Source organism: Streptomyces sp. NPDC001868, from assembly GCF_040297125.1.
Classification (GTDB): domain Bacteria; phylum Actinomycetota; class Actinomycetes; order Streptomycetales; family Streptomycetaceae; genus Streptomyces.
On sequence record NZ_JBEOYO010000002.1, the window covers coordinates 288,804 to 305,777 of the forward strand.

The window sequence follows — 16,974 nt, forward strand, 5'->3', positions numbered from 1 at the left end:
CACAGGCACACGAATGTTCGACATATCGCGACGAGTCCGAACTATAAACCGACCGTCAGGGCGGGTCGGGTGGCCCACCGTTCACCTGCCCGTTACCGAGAGTTCGGTCACGATGCCGGTTGCTGTGTGTTTTCTGTTATTTTTGCCTGCTGTTGACAGTTGGCTGATTTGGTCGTGATGATGTGCCAGACCTGTGCAAGGTTAAAGTTTTTATGTGAATGAATCCGACAGCGTCGTCGGTGTGCAAGTGGTCACGTTTCGTACCCCCGGGTGCGAAGACGGGTGGCCGACGGGGGCTGAGGGGCAGTAGGCGTGACAACCGTTTCCGAGCCCGGAGTCCAACGGGCGACGGGTGATTTCAGCCATGCCCGACGAGCCTCCGCCGCAACTCCACCGCAGACTTCCGGCCAGACGCCGAACCCCGCGGTCGCCGCCGAGCGCGGCGATGTGTACGTCGAGCCCGGCCTGACCCCGCTGGCGGCCCGCGAGGCCAACCGCGGCGCGCTCACCTCCCTGCTCGACGCGGCCGGTGTCCCGTACTTCGCCGTGCGCGGCACCTCGGACCACGGCACGGTCGTCGCCGTCGCCGAGCGGGACCGTGAGCGGGTGCTCGGCGCGGTCTTCCGGGGCCTCGGCCAGTACCCGGGCCACCTGAGCGTGATCGATCCGGACGCGCCCCGGCCCGCCCGCCCCGTCTCCTCGCGCGACCCGAAGGCCTGGCGCGGTGTCTCCACGGCACGGGTCGTCCAGGTCAGCTGGTACCGCACCGATCCCGGCCGGCATCTGCTGCTCGGCCATGAGTACGGTTGCGCCGTCGAGTTCTGGCAGCCGCACGGCGACCACCTCGTCGCGCCCCGCGCCAACCGCGCCACCTGGGCCGTCGTCGCGAACGGGGTGAACGTGTACGGCGCCGCCCGGCTGTTCAGCCGCTTCGTGTCGGACTGGACCCCGCGGCACCTCGCGCCGGCGCTCGCCACCCGCCCGGAGTTCCTGGTCAACTGCGCGGACGACATCGACTTCCCCGTCGACGCCGTCTACACCTGGGTCGACGGGAACGACCCCGCCTGGCAGCGGCGCAAGGCGCGGGCCAAGGGTGAGGCGTACCACGCCGAGTCGGCGAGCGACGCGCGCTTCATCAGCCGCGACGAACTGCGCTACTCGGTCCGGTCCCTGCATCTGTTCGCGCCCTGGATCCGCAACATCTACATCGTCACCGACGACCAGGTCCCGGCCTGGCTGCGCGAGGACCTGCCCGGTCTGCGGATCGCGAGCCACCGCGAGATCTTCCGCGACCCGGCGGACCTGCCGACCTTCAACTCGCACTCGATCGAGAGCCAGCTGCACCACATCGAGGGCCTCGCCGAGCACTTCCTGTACTTCAACGACGACATGTTCATGGGCCGCCCGGTCGCCCCGCACGCCTTCTTCACGCCGTCGGGCACCGCCCGCTACTTCCCCTCCCGCAACCGCATCCCGCAGGGCCCGGTCACCGAGACCGACACCCCGGTCGACGCGGCCTGCAAGAACAACCGCGCGCTCCTGAAGGAACGTTTCGGCAAGGTGATCACCCAGCCGATGGAGCACATCCCGTACGCCCTGCGCCGCTCGGCGATGGACGAGGCCGAGCGGGACTTCCCCGAGGCCTGGGCGCGTACGTCGGCCAGCCGGTTCCGGGCGATGACGGATCTGTCGCCGACCTCGTCGTTCGCGCTCTACTACGCGGCGCTCACCGGGCGGGCCCAGCCCGGCTCGATGCCCTTCACCTATCTGCAGCTGGCCGTCCCCGACCTCGCGGACCGGCTGGCCCGGCTGCTCGACGGCAGGAACCAGGACACCTTCTGCCTCAACGACGCCTTCTCCACCCCCGAGGACATCGAGGCCCAGCAGGAACTCCTCGACGGATTCCTCACCTCGTACTTCCCCACGCCGAGCCCCTACGAGCGATGAACCGTCCCCCACGGGGGCGGCTCGAACGACGAGCGGACCTCCCACCCGATGCATGGCCCCTACAAGTGACGAAGCCCCGGCAAGCGATGAAGCCCCTGCGAGCGACGAAGTCCCCACGAACGGCGAAGCCCCTACGAACGGCGAAGTCCCTACGAACGGCGAAACGGAGTTCATGACGTGTCCGACCAGACGTCGTTGAGCTCCGCCGCCCATGTCTACAAGCGCCTCGTCCCGCAGCCCGTCCGTACCGTCGCCGCGACCACCGTCCCCGGGCGCGTCCGGCGCAAGGTCAAGCGCTCGCTCGCCCGTGCCCTCGGCCGCCGCGAGGCCCGGCTGCACCGGCGTGCCCTGCGGCGGGTCCGCAAGGCGGAGTTCGGGCACTCCGAGCGCCGCACCCAGGCGTACGACGGCCGTGTCGGGCATGTGCACAGCGGGCTGACCGTCGACCTCGCCCGCCGCCTGGACCACAACCTGGTCACCCACGCCCTCGACGCCGCCGACATCCCCTGGTTCGCGGTGCCCGCCCTCGACGACCGGCGGATCTCTCTGGCCGTGGAGCAGCGGGACAAGGGCGCGGTACGCCGGGCGCTACGCGCGTTGCTGGAGGAGCACACCGGTTACGTGGTGTCCGTCTCGCCCGCGAACAGCGAGTCCCAGGACACCCCGGGCAGCCATGTGAAGGCGTGGAAGCACTTCGGGAAGGCCCGGGTGATCCGCCTCACCTGGCTGCGCACCGACCCCACGGAGAACCTGTGGGTCGGCGAGGACCAGGGCGTCGAGATCGAGTTCTGGACGGTCGACACCGATCTGCCGCGGGAGCGGGTGGTCGGCCCGCGCCCCAACCGGGTCCAGCGGGCCGTGCCCAGCGACGCCCTCGGCATCGAGATCGGCCTCGACCGGCTCTCCGGCTACCTCGACATCGACGGCGCGATGGAGCCGACGGTCACGCTGGAGAACTTCGACATCGCCCGCCTGGAGGAGATCACCTTCCCGGTCGACGCGGTCCTGCTGCACCAGTACGCCACCCCCTGGGGCGAGGAACTGCTGCGCGCCGCCCTGCGCTCGCTGCACCAGTACGCGCCCTGGACCGACGTCGTCCATGTGGTGGCCCAGGCGCCCGTCCCCGACTGGCTGCGGGCCGACGAGCGGCTGAGCATCGTGCCCGCCCGGCCGGGTGCCGAATGGCGGCTGCACCAACTGCCGGACATCGCCGACCACTTCCTCCTGCTGCGCCCCGGCGCGCTGCTCGGCCGCCCCGTCCGGGCCTTCGACTACTTCACCCCGCACGGCGTGACCCGCCCCCGCCGGGGCCCCTGGACCGCGCAGGAGTCCTTCGCGCCGTGGACCCGCTCCGCCTACGCGGCGACCGGCCGGGTCACCGCGCACGGCTACGCCGAGGGACCCCAGCCCTACGGCTGCGAGACCCTGTCCCGGCTCGCGGAGTCGGGCGCCGGACTCCTGCCCCTGCCCGACGTCCAGTCGGCCCCGGCGGCGACCGGCACGCACCCCATGGACGGCCTGGTCCACCATGTCGGCGCCGTCGCGGGCCTCGCCGACCCCTCCGGCGAGGCGACCGTCACCCTCCACGCCGCCCTCCCCGGCGTAGAGAACCACCTGGAACGGCTGCTCGTCCGCAGGGACAGCCAGCAGATCCAACTCGTCGGCCTGGGGGCGCCCGAGTCTCTCGGCCGGGGCGGCACCGACGCCGTCCTGCGCTTCCTGCGCCGCTACTACCCCGTGCCCAGCATCTTCGAGCACGGGGCCTCCGAGGAGCCGGACAACCAGTCGTGAGCATCGCCAATCCCGAGGCGTCCGCCCTGGTAGGGGCGTACCGCACCCTCGTCCCGACCGGGCTGCGCCGCCGTATCGCGCGCCGCGTACCGCTGCGGCTGCGCATGGCGCTGAAGCACCTGCTGCGCCACCTCCAGTCGGTCACGCTGGGCTCCCGGCTGCTCCGCGCGGCCCGCGCCCGCCGCCGCTGGCCGCAACTGTTCCGCGAGGGGGAGCGGCTCGCCGCGCTGGCCGGACCGGGGGCGCAGATCGCCCTCGTACGCCCCACCGTGTCGCCGCTCGGGCTGCGCGAGGCCAACCTCGAACTGGTGGTGACCCTGCTGGAGGAGGCGGGTGTCGACTACTTCGCGATCCGCGGCAACTCCGACTTCCGCTCCTGCCTCGCCGTCGCCGAGGCCGATCGGGGCCGGGTCCGCGAGGTCCTGGACCGCTGCTCCGCGAGCGGACCCGTGTATGTGACGGCCTGCCGGGGCGACGCCGCCACCGGCCGTACCGCGCTGTGCGGTTCGAAGCCCGGCCGGCGGATCGCGGGGGAGGCCCGGATCCTGCGCGTCGGCATGCTGTGGAGCGACCCGGCCGGTTCCCTGGTGCTCGGTCCGGAGCACGGCTGCGACATCGAGTTCTGGCGGCCCGAGGAAGGACGCCTGGTCGCCCCGCGCCCCAACCGGGTCACCGAGGACGTCTCGCCCGCCGAGCCCCGGGTCACCGTCCCGGTGAGCCGGCTCACCGGTTTCGCCGCCCTGCACACCCGCCGTACCCGCGCGGTCCGCACCATCGCGCCCTGCGCCGACGCCCTTCCCGAGGACGTCCGCTTCCCCGTCGACGTCGTCTACACCTGGGTCGACGGCAACGACCCCGCCTGGCAGCGGCGGCGCGGCGCGTACGGGCAGAGCGGCTACCACACCGAGTCCGCGAACGCCGCCCGCTACCTCAGCCGCGACGAACTGCGTTACTCGCTGCGCGCCCTGGAGCAGAACGCCCCCTGGGTCCGCCACATCTACGTCGTCACCGACCGGCAGCGCCCCGCGTGGCTCCTCGACCGCCACCCCCGCATCACGGTCGTCGACCACTCCGAGATCTTCGACGACCCGAGCGCCCTGCCCACCTTCAACTCCCACGCCATCGAGAGCCGCCTGCACCACATCCCGGGCCTCGCCGAGCACTTCCTCTACTTCAACGACGACATGTTCCTGGGCCGCCCCGTCACCCCACAGGACTTCTTCCTCTCCAACGGCATGACCCGGACGTTCTTCTCGCCCTCCCAGGTCCCCCGGTGGGAGCGCACCCAGGGCGACCGCCCGGTCGACGCGGCCGGCAAGAACAACCGCCGGCTGCTGCTGGACAACTTCGGCTCGGCGATCGTGCAGAAGGTCCGGCACGCCCCGTACGCCCTGCGCCGCAGCGTCCTGCACGAGATCGAGCGGGAGTTCGCCGACGCCCACCGGGCGACCTCGCACAGCCGGTTCCGCAGCGCGGACGACATCTCGATCCCGTCGTCGCTGTACCACTACTACGCGTACTTCACCGGCCGGGCCGTGCCCTCCGAGATCAGCTTCGCCTATCTCGACCTGGCCCGGCCCGAGATCCAGCGGCGCCTCGGCATCCTGCTGGCCCGCCGCGACCGGCAGGCGTTCTGCATCAACGACACCCTGTCCGACGGCCATGACATCGACCGCCAGACGGCGATGCTCGGCCGCTTCCTCGACTCCTACTACCCGGTGCCGAGTCCCTTCGAGCGGAAGGAGCGTGAGGTCCGGTGAAGATCTCCTTCCTGATCAACAACATCTACGGCATCGGCGGCACCAACCGCACGGTCATCAACCTCGCCGAGGCACTCGCCGTCCACCACGAGGTCGAGATCGTCTCGGTGTTCCGCCGCGCGACCGCCACGAAGTTCGAGATCTCGCCGAGGATCACCGTCCGCGCCCTGGTCGACCTGCGGCCCGGATCGGGCGACCGGGACGCCGCCGGGAGCGACGAGCCCAGCGAAGTGGTGCCGCGCCAGGAGGAGTTCTTCGCGCAGTACAGCAAATTCACCGACCAGCGCATCATCCGCGAGCTGAGGAAGACGGACGCGGACGTCGTCGTAGGCACCCGTCCGAGCCTCAACCTCTTCGTCGCCGCCCACACCCGCGACGGCGCCCTGCGCGTGGCCCAGGAACACATGACCCACCTGGCCATCCCGCCCGCCGTCCGCGCCGAGATGGCCCGCGTCTACCCCCGGCTCGACGGCATCACGACGGTCACCGAGGCGGACGCCCGCTCCTTCATGGAGCACACCCCCATCCCGGGCCTCACCGTGGTCGGCATCCCCAACAGCGTGCCCCAGCCCGCCGTCCCGCCCTCCGACTGCACCCACAAGGTCGTCGTCAGCGCCGGCCGGATGCACCACATCAAGCGGTACGACCTCCTCATCCGCGCCTTCGGGATGCTCGCCGAGGAGTTCCCCGACTGGCAGCTGCGCATCTACGGCGACGGCGGCGAGGCCGGGAAACTCCGCGCCCTGGTCACCGAACTCGGCCTCGCGGGACGGGCGTTGCTCATGGGCGGCTTCTCACCCATCGAGTCCGAGTGGGCCAAGGGCTCCATCGCGGCCGTGACGTCGAGCGCGGAGTCGTTCGGCATGACCCTGGTCGAGGCCATGCGCTGCGGCCTGCCCGTGGTCTCCACCGACTGTCCCGTGGGCCCCCGCGAGATCCTGGCCGACGGCGAGGACGGCCTCCTCGTGGCCAACGGTGACGTGGACGCCATCGCCTGGGGCCTGCGGCGCCTGATGGCCGACGAGCACCTGCGCCGGGTCATGGGCGCCGCCGCGCTGCGCAACGCGACCCGGTACGACCCCGCCGCCGTGGCCGCCCGCTATGTCGAGCTCTTCGAGGACGCGGCCCGGCGCCGCGCCGCCAGGGCGAAGGGGTACCGGGCGCCCGCGGGGCCCCGGAAGAAGGCCGAGGCCCTGACCGCCGTACCTCCGGTCTCCCTCGGCGCGGCCACCGTGGACGTCACGGCGGACGACGCGGGCTGGCTGCGGTTCGCCGCCGACGGCCCCGCCGAGGGCCGCCACCGCTGGCAGTTCGTCCTCCGCCACAAGCCCTCCGACGGCGACCGGCTGCCCGACCTGCCGCTGCGCACCGTACGCAAGGCGCTGGACAACGGCGGCACCCGCTACACCGCCGCGATCACCCCCTCCGCCCTCGACCATCTCGGCGACGGACGCTGGCAGGTGACCATGCGTGCCCCGAAGACGGGCGCCGTCCACATGAAGGCCGGGCTCCGCGACACCCGCGCCCTCATCGACGCCCGTGACCGCCTGGTGGCGAGGCCCCCGACTGGCCCGGTCGGCTGGAACCTCCCGTACGCGCAGCCCAACGGCCGGCTGATGCTGCGCAGTGTGCTCCGCCAGGACCACGCCGAATGCGTCGGCGTGGAGGTGACCGACACCGGCATCGCGGTGGAGGGCGTCCTGTGCGGCAAGCGCCTGCTGAAGCCCGGCGCGCTCTTCGTCGTGAGCAGGCGAGGCCGGCACTCCACCCACTTCACGGTGCCCGTGCACCTGCTGGGCAGCCGCCGGTTCCGGGCCGAGGCACCCGTGCGACGCGTGGTCGACCACCGCCTCGAACGCTGGGAGGACTGGGACTGGTGGCTCCAGCCCGACCCCGCCGACCGGAGCAAGCTCCGCGTCTGCCACCTCCTGGAGGACTTCCCCGACGTCAAGGGCGCGTACGCCTACCCGCCCGTGCCTCTCGTGGGCGACGAGCCCTCGGCGTACGCCGTGATCCACCCGGCGCGCCCGGTGTGGGTGCGGCCGTACTGCTCGGCCTCGGGAGCCATGGCCATGAACGTCGTAGACCGCTAGAGACCGTACCGCTAGAGGCCGTACCGCTAGAGACCGTCAGGACGGACGAGAGAGATGAACCGGACGATATTCGTGCTCGGGGACTCCGTCCCCGCCCCTCGCACCGACGAGGAGGCGCCCATGGCGGGCTGGGGCCAGAAGATCGAGGAGCTGTTGCTCGGCCCGATCGAGGTCGCCAACTACGCCCGCTCCGCCATGACCAGCCGCAAGTACTTCACCGAACGCTTCCCGGCGATGCTCAACCGCATGAAGCGCGGTGACATCGTCCTCATCGGCTTCGGCTGCGTGGACCACATGATCCACAACGGGACGCGGTACGTCCCCGTCCCCGAGTACAAGGAACTGCTCCGGCTGTTCGTCACGTATGTGCACCAGGAGGGCGGCGTGCCCGTCCTCGTCACCCCCATGGCGCGGTACGCCTTCTCCGCCACCGGCGACGTCCTCGACACCCTCGGCGCTTACCCCCGCGCCATGACCGAGGTCGCCGGTGAACTCGGCGCCCCGCTGGTCGACCTGACGAGCCGCACCATGGAACTGTGGGCCGAGATCGGCCCGATGCGGCTGCGCCAGTACTTCTGCTGGGTCGACGCCGGCGACCACCCCGGCCACCCCGACGGCAGCATCGACTCCACCCATCTCAACCACACCGGCGCCTTCGAGGTCGCCCGGATCGTCGTCGCGGGCCTGTGCCACCTCGGCGTCCTCGACAAGTCCGAGGTCAACGTCCAGGCGCTCATGGAACCGCCGACCATGCCCCCGGTCTCCGGCGAGTTCACCATCCAGTCCCCGGAGTCCGCGCTGCACTACGCGCAACGCGGCGGCGAGGCACCGGTCATCAACAAACCCGCCATGGGCGGACTCTCCGGCCCGATGGTGAAGTTCACCGGCGTCGCCGCACCCGGCACGGACTACCTGCTCTTCTTCGAGAACGGCCAGTACCTCGGCGGTACGGGCGTCGGCAGCACCGGCCAGTGGATGTGGCGCCGCTCGGTCAACTGGTCCGGCGGCGAGCACGTCATCCAGTGCGTCGGACTGCGCGGCGACGGCTGCACCCCGGTCCTGGAGCACCGCTTCACCGTGCGCACCGAGGTCCCGGCCCCGCTGATCACGGCACCCGCCGAGGGCGCCTTCGCCGGGCCCCGGCCGCGCTTCGCCGGCAAGGTGGAGCAGGGTGTCACCAAGGTGGTCCTGCTGGAGCGCGGCGTCCTCATCGGCGCGACCGGCGTCAACGAGAACGGGGAGTGGTCCTTCACCCACGCCCACCCCTGGCGCTCCGGCGCCCACACCGTCGAGGTCGTCGCCCTCTTCGGCGCCACCGAATCCCCGGCCGCCGCACGGACGTTCAAGGTCGTCGGCATCCCCGAGAACAGTCCCGTCCGGATGTCCGGGGCCTCCCGGCACGACTGCGCCGACGCCGTCTGCGAGCACCGGCCGTTCACGGGTGACTGGTAGGCGCGGGGGAGTGCTCCTGGGCGCGGTGGCCTGCGGGCTCGCCGTGCTCCTGGGGGCACTCGCCGCACCGCGCGACGACGACAGGGGCGGTGGCACGGCTCACCGGGGCGACACGGCTCCCACGCGGCCCCCGGCGTCCGACCGAGGCGCCACGGCTCTTCCATTGCCCCGGGAGCTGCGGGTCGTCCACCACAACCTGTGCGGAGCGGCGGCCGTGTGCCCGTGGAACTCCGGCGGCACGGGCCCCGGCACCTCGGTCCCGCGGCTGGTGGAGCGAGCGGCGCGATTGCGGGCGGACATCGTCACCGTCAACGAGCTCTGTCTGACCCAGTACACGGAACTCAAGCGCCAACTCGCCCTCGCGGGCTGGAAGATGGACGGCACGTACGCCTCCTCCCAGGACAACGTGCCCGCCTGCGGCAGCACCGGCGCCTTCGGCTCGGCCGTCCTCAGCAGGGAGGGCGTCCCCGACGAACGGCAGGACTACCACCGGTTCGCCGACACAGGCGGTGAGACCTATGCCAACGGCGGCCGTACGGTCGGGGTCCGGCGTGGACTCCTGTGCGCGCACACGTCATTCGCCGGGCACCCCCTCACCGCGTGCACGGCCCATACGAACGCCAAGGCCCCCGGGCAGCTGCGGGAGATCCGGGACCGGCTCGCCCGACTCCCGCAGGACATCCCCGTGATCCTCGCCGGCGACCTCAACCTGCCGCCGGACGCGCCCGCCCTCGCCTATCTCACCGGCGGCTTCACGGAGGCGGACGCGGTGGACCAGGAACCCACCGCCGACGGCCGGAAGATCGACTATGTCTTCGCCGACCGACGCCATTTCACGGCCGTGGACGGTGACGCCGAGCCGTACGCCGAGTCCGACCACGCCCTGCTGACGGGGAGGTTCACCCTCGCGTCCGGGGGCGCATGAGAAGAGGGCCCCCGCCCGAAAGCGGAGGCCCTCGACCATGTCCGGTGGTTACGCGGGGACCGAAGCCACCCCGGCCGCCAGGAACTTCTTGCCGTTGACGCGCTCGCTGACGCCCTCACGGTCCAGGTACGGCGTGATGCCGCCCAGGTGGAAGGGCCAGCCCGCGCCGGTGATCAGGCAGAGGTCGATGTCCTGCGCCTCGGCGACGACACCCTCGTCGAGCATGAGCCCGATCTCCTGGGCGACGGCGTCGAGGACGCGGGCCCGGACCTGCTCCTCGGACAGGACGACATCGCCCTGCTTGAGCAGCGCGGCGACCTCGGGGTCCAGCTCCGGCTTGCCGGAGTCGTAGACGTAGAAGCCGCGCTTGCCGGCCTTGACGACGGCGGCGAGGTTCGGGGAGACCGTGAAGCGGTCCGGGAAGGCGCGGTTGAGGGTCTCGGAGACGTGCAGACCGATGGCCGGGCCGACCAGTTCGAGCAGGACCAGCGGCGACATCGGCAGACCCAGCGGCTCGACCGCCTTCTCCGCCACGGCCACCGGGGTGCCCTCGTCGATGACGTTCTGGATCTCGCCCATGAAGCGGGTGAGGATGCGGTTCACGACGAACGCCGGGGCGTCCTTCACCAGCACCGCGGTCTTCTTCAGCTTCTTGGCGACACCGAAGGCCGTGGCGAGCGAGGCGTCGTCCGTCTGCTCACCGCGGACGATCTCCAGGAGCGGCAGGATCGCGACCGGGTTGAAGAAGTGGAAGCCGACGACCCGCTCGGGGTTCTTCAGCTTCGACGCCATCTCCGTCACCGAGAGGGAGGAGGTGTTGGTGGCGAGGATCGCGTGCGCCGGGGCGACCGCCTCGACCTCCGCGAACACCTGCTGCTTGACACCGATCTCCTCGAACACGGCCTCGATGATGAAGTCCGCGTCGGAGAAACCCTCGGCCTTGTCCAGGACGCCGCTGACCAGGGCCTTGAGGCGGTTGGCCTTGTCCTGGTTGATCCGGCCCTTGCCGAGCAGCTTCTCGATCTCGGCGTGGACGTAGCCCACACCCTTGTCGACGCGCTCCTGGTCGATGTCGGTCAGCACGACCGGCACCTCAAGGCGGCGCAGGAAGAGCAGCGCGAGCTGGGAGGCCATCAGACCGGCGCCGACGACACCGACCTTGGTGACCGGACGGGCCAGGTTCTTGTCCGGGGCACCGGCGGGGCGCTTGCCGCGCTTCTGCACCAGGTTGAAGGCGTAGATGCCGGAGCGCAGCTCGCCACCCATGATCAGGTCGGCGAGGGCGACGTCCTCGGCGTCGAAGCCCTGCTGGAGGTCACCGCTCTTGGCGGCCTCGATGATGTCCAGCGCGCGGTACGCGGCCGGGGCCGCCCCGTGCACCTTGGAGTCCGCGATGAACCGGCCCTTGGCGACGGCCTGGTCCCAGGCCTCACCGCGGTCGATGACGGGGCGCTCGACCGTGACCTCGCCCTTGAGGACGTTCGCCGTCCAGATCAGCGACTGCTCCAGGAAGTCGGCGCCCTCGAAGATCGCGTCCGCGATACCGAGGTCGAAGACCTGCTGGCCCTTGAGCTGCTTGTTCTGGTTGAGGCTGTTCTCGATGATCACCGAGACGGCCTTCTCGGCACCGATCAGGTTCGGCAGCAGCGCGCAGCCGCCCCAGCCCGGGACCAGACCGAGGAAGACCTCGGGGAGGGAGAACGCCGGGATGGCCTTGGAGACGGTCCGGTACTTGCAGTGCAGACCGACCTCGACGCCACCGCCCATCGCCGCACCGTTGTAGTACGCGAAGGTCGGGACGGCGAGCGCGGCCAGCCGCTTGAAGACCTCGTGGCCGCCCTTGCCGATGGCGAGCGCGTCGTCGTGGTTCTTCAGCAGCTCGACGCCCTTGAGGTCGGCGCCGACGGCGAAGATGAACGGCTTGCCGGTGACACCGGCACCCACGATCTCGCCGGCCGAGGCCTCCTTCTCGACCTGGTCGAGGGCGGTGTTCAGGTTCGCCAGCGACGCCGGGCCGAAGGTGGTCGGCTTGGTGTGGTCGAGGCCGTTGTCGAGCGTGATGAGCGCGAAGCGCCCGGCGCCGAACGGCAGGTCGAGGTGGCGTACGTGCGCGGACGTCACGACCTCGTCGGGGAACAGCTCGGCCGCGCCCTTGAGGAGTTCGGTGGTGCTCACTTGTCGCCTCCGGCGTCCTTGTGGTGCGGGTTCTCCCAGATGACCGTGGCGCCCATGCCGAAGCCGACGCACATGGTGGTGAGGCCGTAGCGGACCTCCGGCTGCTCCTCGAACTGGCGGGCGAGCTGCGTCATCAGACGCACACCCGACGAGGCCAGCGGGTGACCGAAGGCGATGGCGCCGCCGTACTGGTTGACGCGCGCGTCGTCGTCGGCGATGCCGTAGTGCTCCAGGAAGGCGAGCACCTGCACGGCGAAGGCCTCGTTGATCTCGAACAGGCCGATGTCGTCGATGGACAGACCCGCCTGGGCGAGCGCCTTCTCCGTCGCCGGGATCGGGCCGTAGCCCATGACCTCCGGCTCGACACCCGCGAAGGAGTACGAGACGAGGCGCATCTTCACCGGGAGGTTGTTCTCGCGGGCGAAGTCCTCGGAGGCGATGAGGGAGGCGGTGGCGCCGTCGTTCAGACCGGCCGCGTTGCCGGCGGTGACCCGGCCGTGCACGCGGAACGGGGTCTTGAGGCCGGAGAGGTTCTCCAGGGTCGTACCGGGCCGCATCGGCTCGTCGGCGGTGACGAGCCCCCAGCCGGTCTCACCGGCCTCCGCGTTCGTCCGGCGGACCGAGATCGGTACCAGGTCGGCCTGGATCTTGCCGTTGGCGTACGCCTTGGCGGCCTTCTCCTGCGAGCGCACGGCGTATTCGTCGGCGCGCTGCTTGGTGATCGTCGGGTACCGGTCGTGCAGGTTCTCGGCGGTCATGCCCATGAACAGGGCGGACTCGTCGACCAGCTTCTCGCTGACGAACCGCGGGTTCGGGTCCACGCCCTCACCCATCGGGTGGCGGCCCATGTGCTCGACACCACCGGCGATGGCCACGTCGTACGCGCCGAACGCGACGGAACCGGCGACCGAGGTGACGGCGGTCAGCGCGCCGGCGCACATGCGGTCGATGGAGTAACCGGGCACCGACTGCGGCAGACCGGCGAGGATGCCCGCCGTACGGCCGATGGTGAGGCCCTGGTCACCGATCTGCGTGGTCGCGGCGATGGCGACCTCGTCGATCTTCGCGGGCTCCAGACCCGGGTTGCGGCGCAGCAGCTCCCGGATCGCCTTCACGACGAGGTCGTCGGCACGGGTCTCGTGGTAGATGCCCTTCGGGCCCGCCTTGCCGAACGGGGTGCGGACGCCGTCGACGAAGACGACTTCCTTGACGGTACGAGGCACGATGGCTCTCCTCCAGAGGTGCGGGACGGCACTGCTGCGATACGCAACCGCTGAGCGGGCGCTCAGCCCCATGCTACTTACGAGTAACAGCGCTGCACACCCCTGGGCGGGGGAGCGGCGAAGGTCACATCGGGTTCAGATGTTACCGCCGGTTACGTGCATCCACCTCAGGGGGCGGTCGCTGTGGACCCCCGAGGCACCAGCACAGGCGTGGCCACCGGATGAGAAGCCCCACCCCCGTCGATCACCTCGAACAACGTCCGAGCCACATCCGCCCCGAACCCATGCACGTCATGACTCATCGCGGAAAGAGTCGGCCGCGTCAACCGACAGAGCTGCGAATCGTCCCAGGCCAGCAACGACACATCCTCCGGCACCCGCACCCCCATCTCCGCCGCCACCGACAACCCCGCCACCGCCATGATGTCGTTGTCATAGACGATCGCCGTAGGACGATCACCCCCCGCCCCGGTCAACAACGCCCGCGTCGCCCGCGCCCCCGCCTCCCCCGAGAAGTCGGTCGCCACCTGCCAGACCCGGACCAGCTTCAGCGAACCGGCCGCCTTCTCGAACGCCGCCGTACGCAGGGCCGAGTGCCCCAACGACACCGCACCCCCCACCCGGGCGATCCGCCGGTGCCCCAGCGCCGCCAGATACCGCACCGCCTCCGTCACGGCGGTCGCGTCGTCCGTCCACACGGACGTGAGCTCCCCGGTCAGCGACGGATGTCCGACGGCGACGACCGGCATCCCCAGCCGCCCCACGGCCGTCACCCGGGGATCATCCGCGCGGAAGTCGACGAGGATCGACCCGCTGACCTGCCGCCCGCGCCACCACGCGTCCTGAAGCCCCACCTCCTCCTCCAGATTCCGCACCAGCCGCAGCAGCAGCGAGCAGGACCGCTCGGTCAGCACGCTCTCCACCCCGGAGATGAACTCCATGTAGAACGGCTCGAGCCCCAGCAGCCTCGCGGGCCGGCAGATCGCCAGTCCCACGACATCCACCCGCTGACTGGACAGCGACCGCGCCGTCAGGTTCGGTGTCCACCCCAGCTCCCGCGCCGCCGCGAAGATCCGGTCCCGTGTGGCGTCGGCCAGACCCGGCTTCCGGTTGAACGCGAGCGACACCGCTCCCTTGGACACCCCGGCACGGGCGGCGACGTCCTTGATGGTCACGCGGGAGGTCGTCATCGGCCGGGCTCCAGGCAGTACAGGGCTGATCGGGCGGCGTCCGGATCAGGAGTCCTCCAGCCACTGACACCGATGATCACCTGCTCCCCGGGGAGCAGCGTGACGAGCCCCCGGTCCGCCCGCGCGTCCGGGGCCAGCCGGTCCGCCTGGAGGAGCAGATCCCTGACGAGGGTGTGGGCCGTCACCGTGACCGAGCCCTGTGCGACGCTCACGTCGAACTCCGGCCGGGGGTAGGGGATCTCACGGTCGGGACTCGGAAAGCGCACGGCCCGCAGCCCGTCCGCGTCCGCGACGAGGAACTCCTTCGGCCCGACGGGCTCCAGCTCCCGCGGTACGTCGACACGGGCCACCGCCCGGCCCTCGGCGGCGAACTCCACGCCCGCCTCCCCGGCCACCACCCCGTCGACCGACATCCGCCGCAGCCGCACGACGCCCGCCCACTCCCCGGCGGCCTGGTTGACCACCACCAGCACCCGCGGTCGAAGCGTCAGCAACCGGTCCGCGTACAGCCGCCGCAGCTCGTGGTGGAGCGGCTTCTCCCGCCCGTCGCCGTCGATCGCCGCCCAGGAGGTCACCGGCCAGCAGTCGTTGAGCTGCCACACGATCGTGCCCGCGCACACCGGCCAGTTGGACCGCCAGTGCTCGATCCCGGCGGCGACCGCCCGCGCCTGATTGACCTGCGTCAGATAGTGCCAGCGGTCGAAGTCGCCGTCAGGCAGGGTGAAATGACGAGCGAGCCCCCGCTCCAGCTTCCCGTTCCCGTCCTCCGCCTTCTGGTGGTGCAGCATGCCGGGTGAGTCGGAGGCGAGCACCTCACCGGGCAACGCCCGCCGCAGCGTCGCGTACGCCGGCGGCGCCTGCCACCCGAACTCGGCGACGAAACGCGGGACGTTCGCCCGGTACTCCGCGTAGTCCTCCCGGTTCCACACCCCCCAGGAGTGGTGCGTCCCGTGCGCGGGGTCGTTCGGATGCCGCTCCCAGGACCCCGACCACGGACTCCCCGCCGTATACGGCCGTGTCGGGTCCAACTCCGCGACCACACGCGGCAGCAGCCCCAGGTAGTACCCCTCGCCCCACGACTCCCCGGCGAGCCGCTCCTCCCATCCCCAGTCCCTGAACCCCCACAGGTTCTCGTTGTTGCCGTTCCACAGCACCAGCGAGGGATGCGGCATCAGCCGTACGACGTTCTCCCGCGCCTCGGCCTCCACCTCGCCCCGCAGCGGCTGCTCCTCCGGGTAGGCCGCGCACGCGAACGGGAAGTCCTGCCAGACCAGCAGCCCCGACGCGTCGCAGACGTCGTAGAAGTCCTCGCTCTCGTAGATCCCGCCGCCCCAGATCCGGACGAGGTCGACACCGGCCTCGGCCGCCTGCCGCAGCCGTTCCCGGTACCGCTCGCGCGTGACGCGGGAGGGGAACACATCGTCCGGGATCCAGTTCACCCCGCGCGCGAACAGCCGCTCACCGTTGACGACGAGGGTGAACCCGGTCCCGTGCTCATCGGCGCTCCGGTCCAGTTCCACGGTCCGGAACCCGACCCGCCGCCGCCACACGTCAAGCGCGTCGCCACCGCTGTACAAGGTCAACTCCACCTCGTACAAGGGCTGTTCACCGTAGCCGCGCGGCCACCACAGCTCCACGCCCGGCACGTCCAGCCGCACGGACCCGCTCGACCCCTCGACCTCCGCGACCGCGCTGACACCCCCCACCCGGGCCTCCAGCCGCAGCCCCGCCTCCACGGTCGCCCGCTCCACGTCGACGAGCAGTTCCACCCGTCCGGTCGTGCCGTCGACGGTCACCAGTGGCCGCACCCGGGCGATACGAGCCGTCGACCACCGCTCCAGCCGAACGGGCCGCCACATACCGGCGGTCACGAGCGTCGGCCCCCAGTCCCACCCGAACGAGCAGGCCATCTTCCTGATGAACTGGAAGGGTTCGGCATAGGCGTTCGGCCGGTCGCCGAGCCGCTCGCGCACCGCCTCCGCCTCGGTGTACGCGGAGGCGAAGCGCACGGAGAGCCGGCCGCTCATGCCGGTGATGTCGAAGCGGTACGAGCGGTGCATGTTCCGTACGGAACCGAGGAGCCGCCCGTCGAGCCGGATCTCGGCGGCCGTGTCGAGCCCGTCGAAGACCAGATCCAGCTGGTCGTGCCCACCGGCACCGGCACCGGCCGAACCCGGCAGCTCGGCCTCGTACGTCCACTCCCGGCGCCCCACCCACGCCACCTCGGTCTCGTTCCGCCCGAGAAAGGGGTCCGGGATCACTCCCGCCGCCAGCAGATCGGTGTGCACGCACCCCGGCACCACGGCGGGAAGCGGTTCTCCCTCATACCTCAGGATCCAGCCCTCGGTGAACGGTGTGGCCTCCAGCATGCGCACTCCCTAAACCGGTCAAGTTCGGTTCGTGGACACTATCGCGAAA

10 protein-coding genes are annotated in these 16,974 nt (G+C 71.0%); 6 read left to right on the forward strand and 4 right to left on the reverse strand.

Annotated features, from left to right (window positions below; all coding sequences use genetic code 11):
- Positions 1–312 precede the first annotated feature (312 nt).
- The 6 genes from ABT147_RS03680 to ABT147_RS03705 all read left to right on the forward strand — a co-directional run bounded on the left by ABT147_RS03680 (position 313) and on the right by ABT147_RS03705 (position 9,968).
- Positions 313–1,947 carry a stealth family protein gene (locus ABT147_RS03680; protein WP_351402395.1) on the forward strand — a complete coding sequence of 545 codons (1,635 nt, stop codon included), beginning with the start codon at positions 313–315 and terminating at the stop codon, positions 1,945–1,947.
- Between the two features lie 177 nt (positions 1,948–2,124).
- The gene (locus ABT147_RS03685) at positions 2,125–3,738 is read left to right on the forward strand and encodes a sugar phosphotransferase (RefSeq protein WP_351402398.1); all 1,614 of its coding nucleotides are present in this window, start codon (positions 2,125–2,127) and stop codon (positions 3,736–3,738) included.
- Positions 3,735–5,498 carry a stealth family protein gene (locus ABT147_RS03690; RefSeq protein WP_351402400.1) on the forward strand — a complete coding sequence of 588 codons (1,764 nt, stop codon included), beginning with the start codon at positions 3,735–3,737 and terminating at the stop codon, positions 5,496–5,498. The genes ABT147_RS03685 and ABT147_RS03690 overlap by 4 nt, the downstream gene beginning before the upstream one ends.
- The gene (locus tag ABT147_RS03695; RefSeq protein ID WP_351402402.1) at positions 5,495–7,591 is read left to right on the forward strand and encodes a glycosyltransferase family 4 protein; all 2,097 of its coding nucleotides are present in this window, start codon (positions 5,495–5,497) and stop codon (positions 7,589–7,591) included. Before ABT147_RS03690 ends, ABT147_RS03695 begins: the two co-directional genes overlap by 4 nt.
- A 54-nt stretch (positions 7,592–7,645) precedes the next feature.
- Positions 7,646–9,043 (forward strand): GDSL-type esterase/lipase family protein, encoded by a 1,398-nt coding sequence (locus tag ABT147_RS03700; protein ID WP_351402404.1) that lies wholly within the window; start codon positions 7,646–7,648, stop codon positions 9,041–9,043.
- Positions 9,033–9,968 (forward strand): endonuclease/exonuclease/phosphatase family protein, encoded by a 936-nt coding sequence (locus ABT147_RS03705; RefSeq protein ID WP_351402406.1) that lies wholly within the window; start codon positions 9,033–9,035, stop codon positions 9,966–9,968. The genes ABT147_RS03700 and ABT147_RS03705 overlap by 11 nt, the downstream gene beginning before the upstream one ends.
- Positions 9,969–10,016: 48 nt before the next feature.
- Here ABT147_RS03705 and ABT147_RS03710 read toward each other — a convergent pair whose 3' ends face one another.
- The 4 genes from ABT147_RS03710 to ABT147_RS03725 form a co-directional block, all read right to left on the reverse strand.
- Positions 10,017–12,143, reverse strand: a complete 2,127-nt coding sequence (locus tag ABT147_RS03710; protein WP_351402408.1) for a 3-hydroxyacyl-CoA dehydrogenase NAD-binding domain-containing protein — start codon at positions 12,141–12,143, stop codon at positions 10,017–10,019.
- A complete protein-coding gene (locus ABT147_RS03715) occupies positions 12,140–13,366 on the reverse strand; it encodes a thiolase family protein (protein WP_351402411.1) in 1,227 nt (408 codons plus the stop codon). The genes ABT147_RS03710 and ABT147_RS03715 overlap by 4 nt, the downstream gene beginning before the upstream one ends.
- A 167-nt stretch (positions 13,367–13,533) precedes the next feature.
- Positions 13,534–14,556: a LacI family DNA-binding transcriptional regulator gene (locus ABT147_RS03720; RefSeq protein ID WP_351402413.1), complete on the reverse strand. Its 1,023-nt coding sequence runs from the start codon at positions 14,554–14,556 to the stop codon at positions 13,534–13,536.
- Positions 14,553–16,925 (reverse strand): glycoside hydrolase family 2 protein, encoded by a 2,373-nt coding sequence (locus tag ABT147_RS03725; protein WP_351402415.1) that lies wholly within the window; start codon positions 16,923–16,925, stop codon positions 14,553–14,555. The genes ABT147_RS03720 and ABT147_RS03725 overlap by 4 nt, the downstream gene beginning before the upstream one ends.
- Positions 16,926–16,974 lie beyond the last annotated feature (49 nt).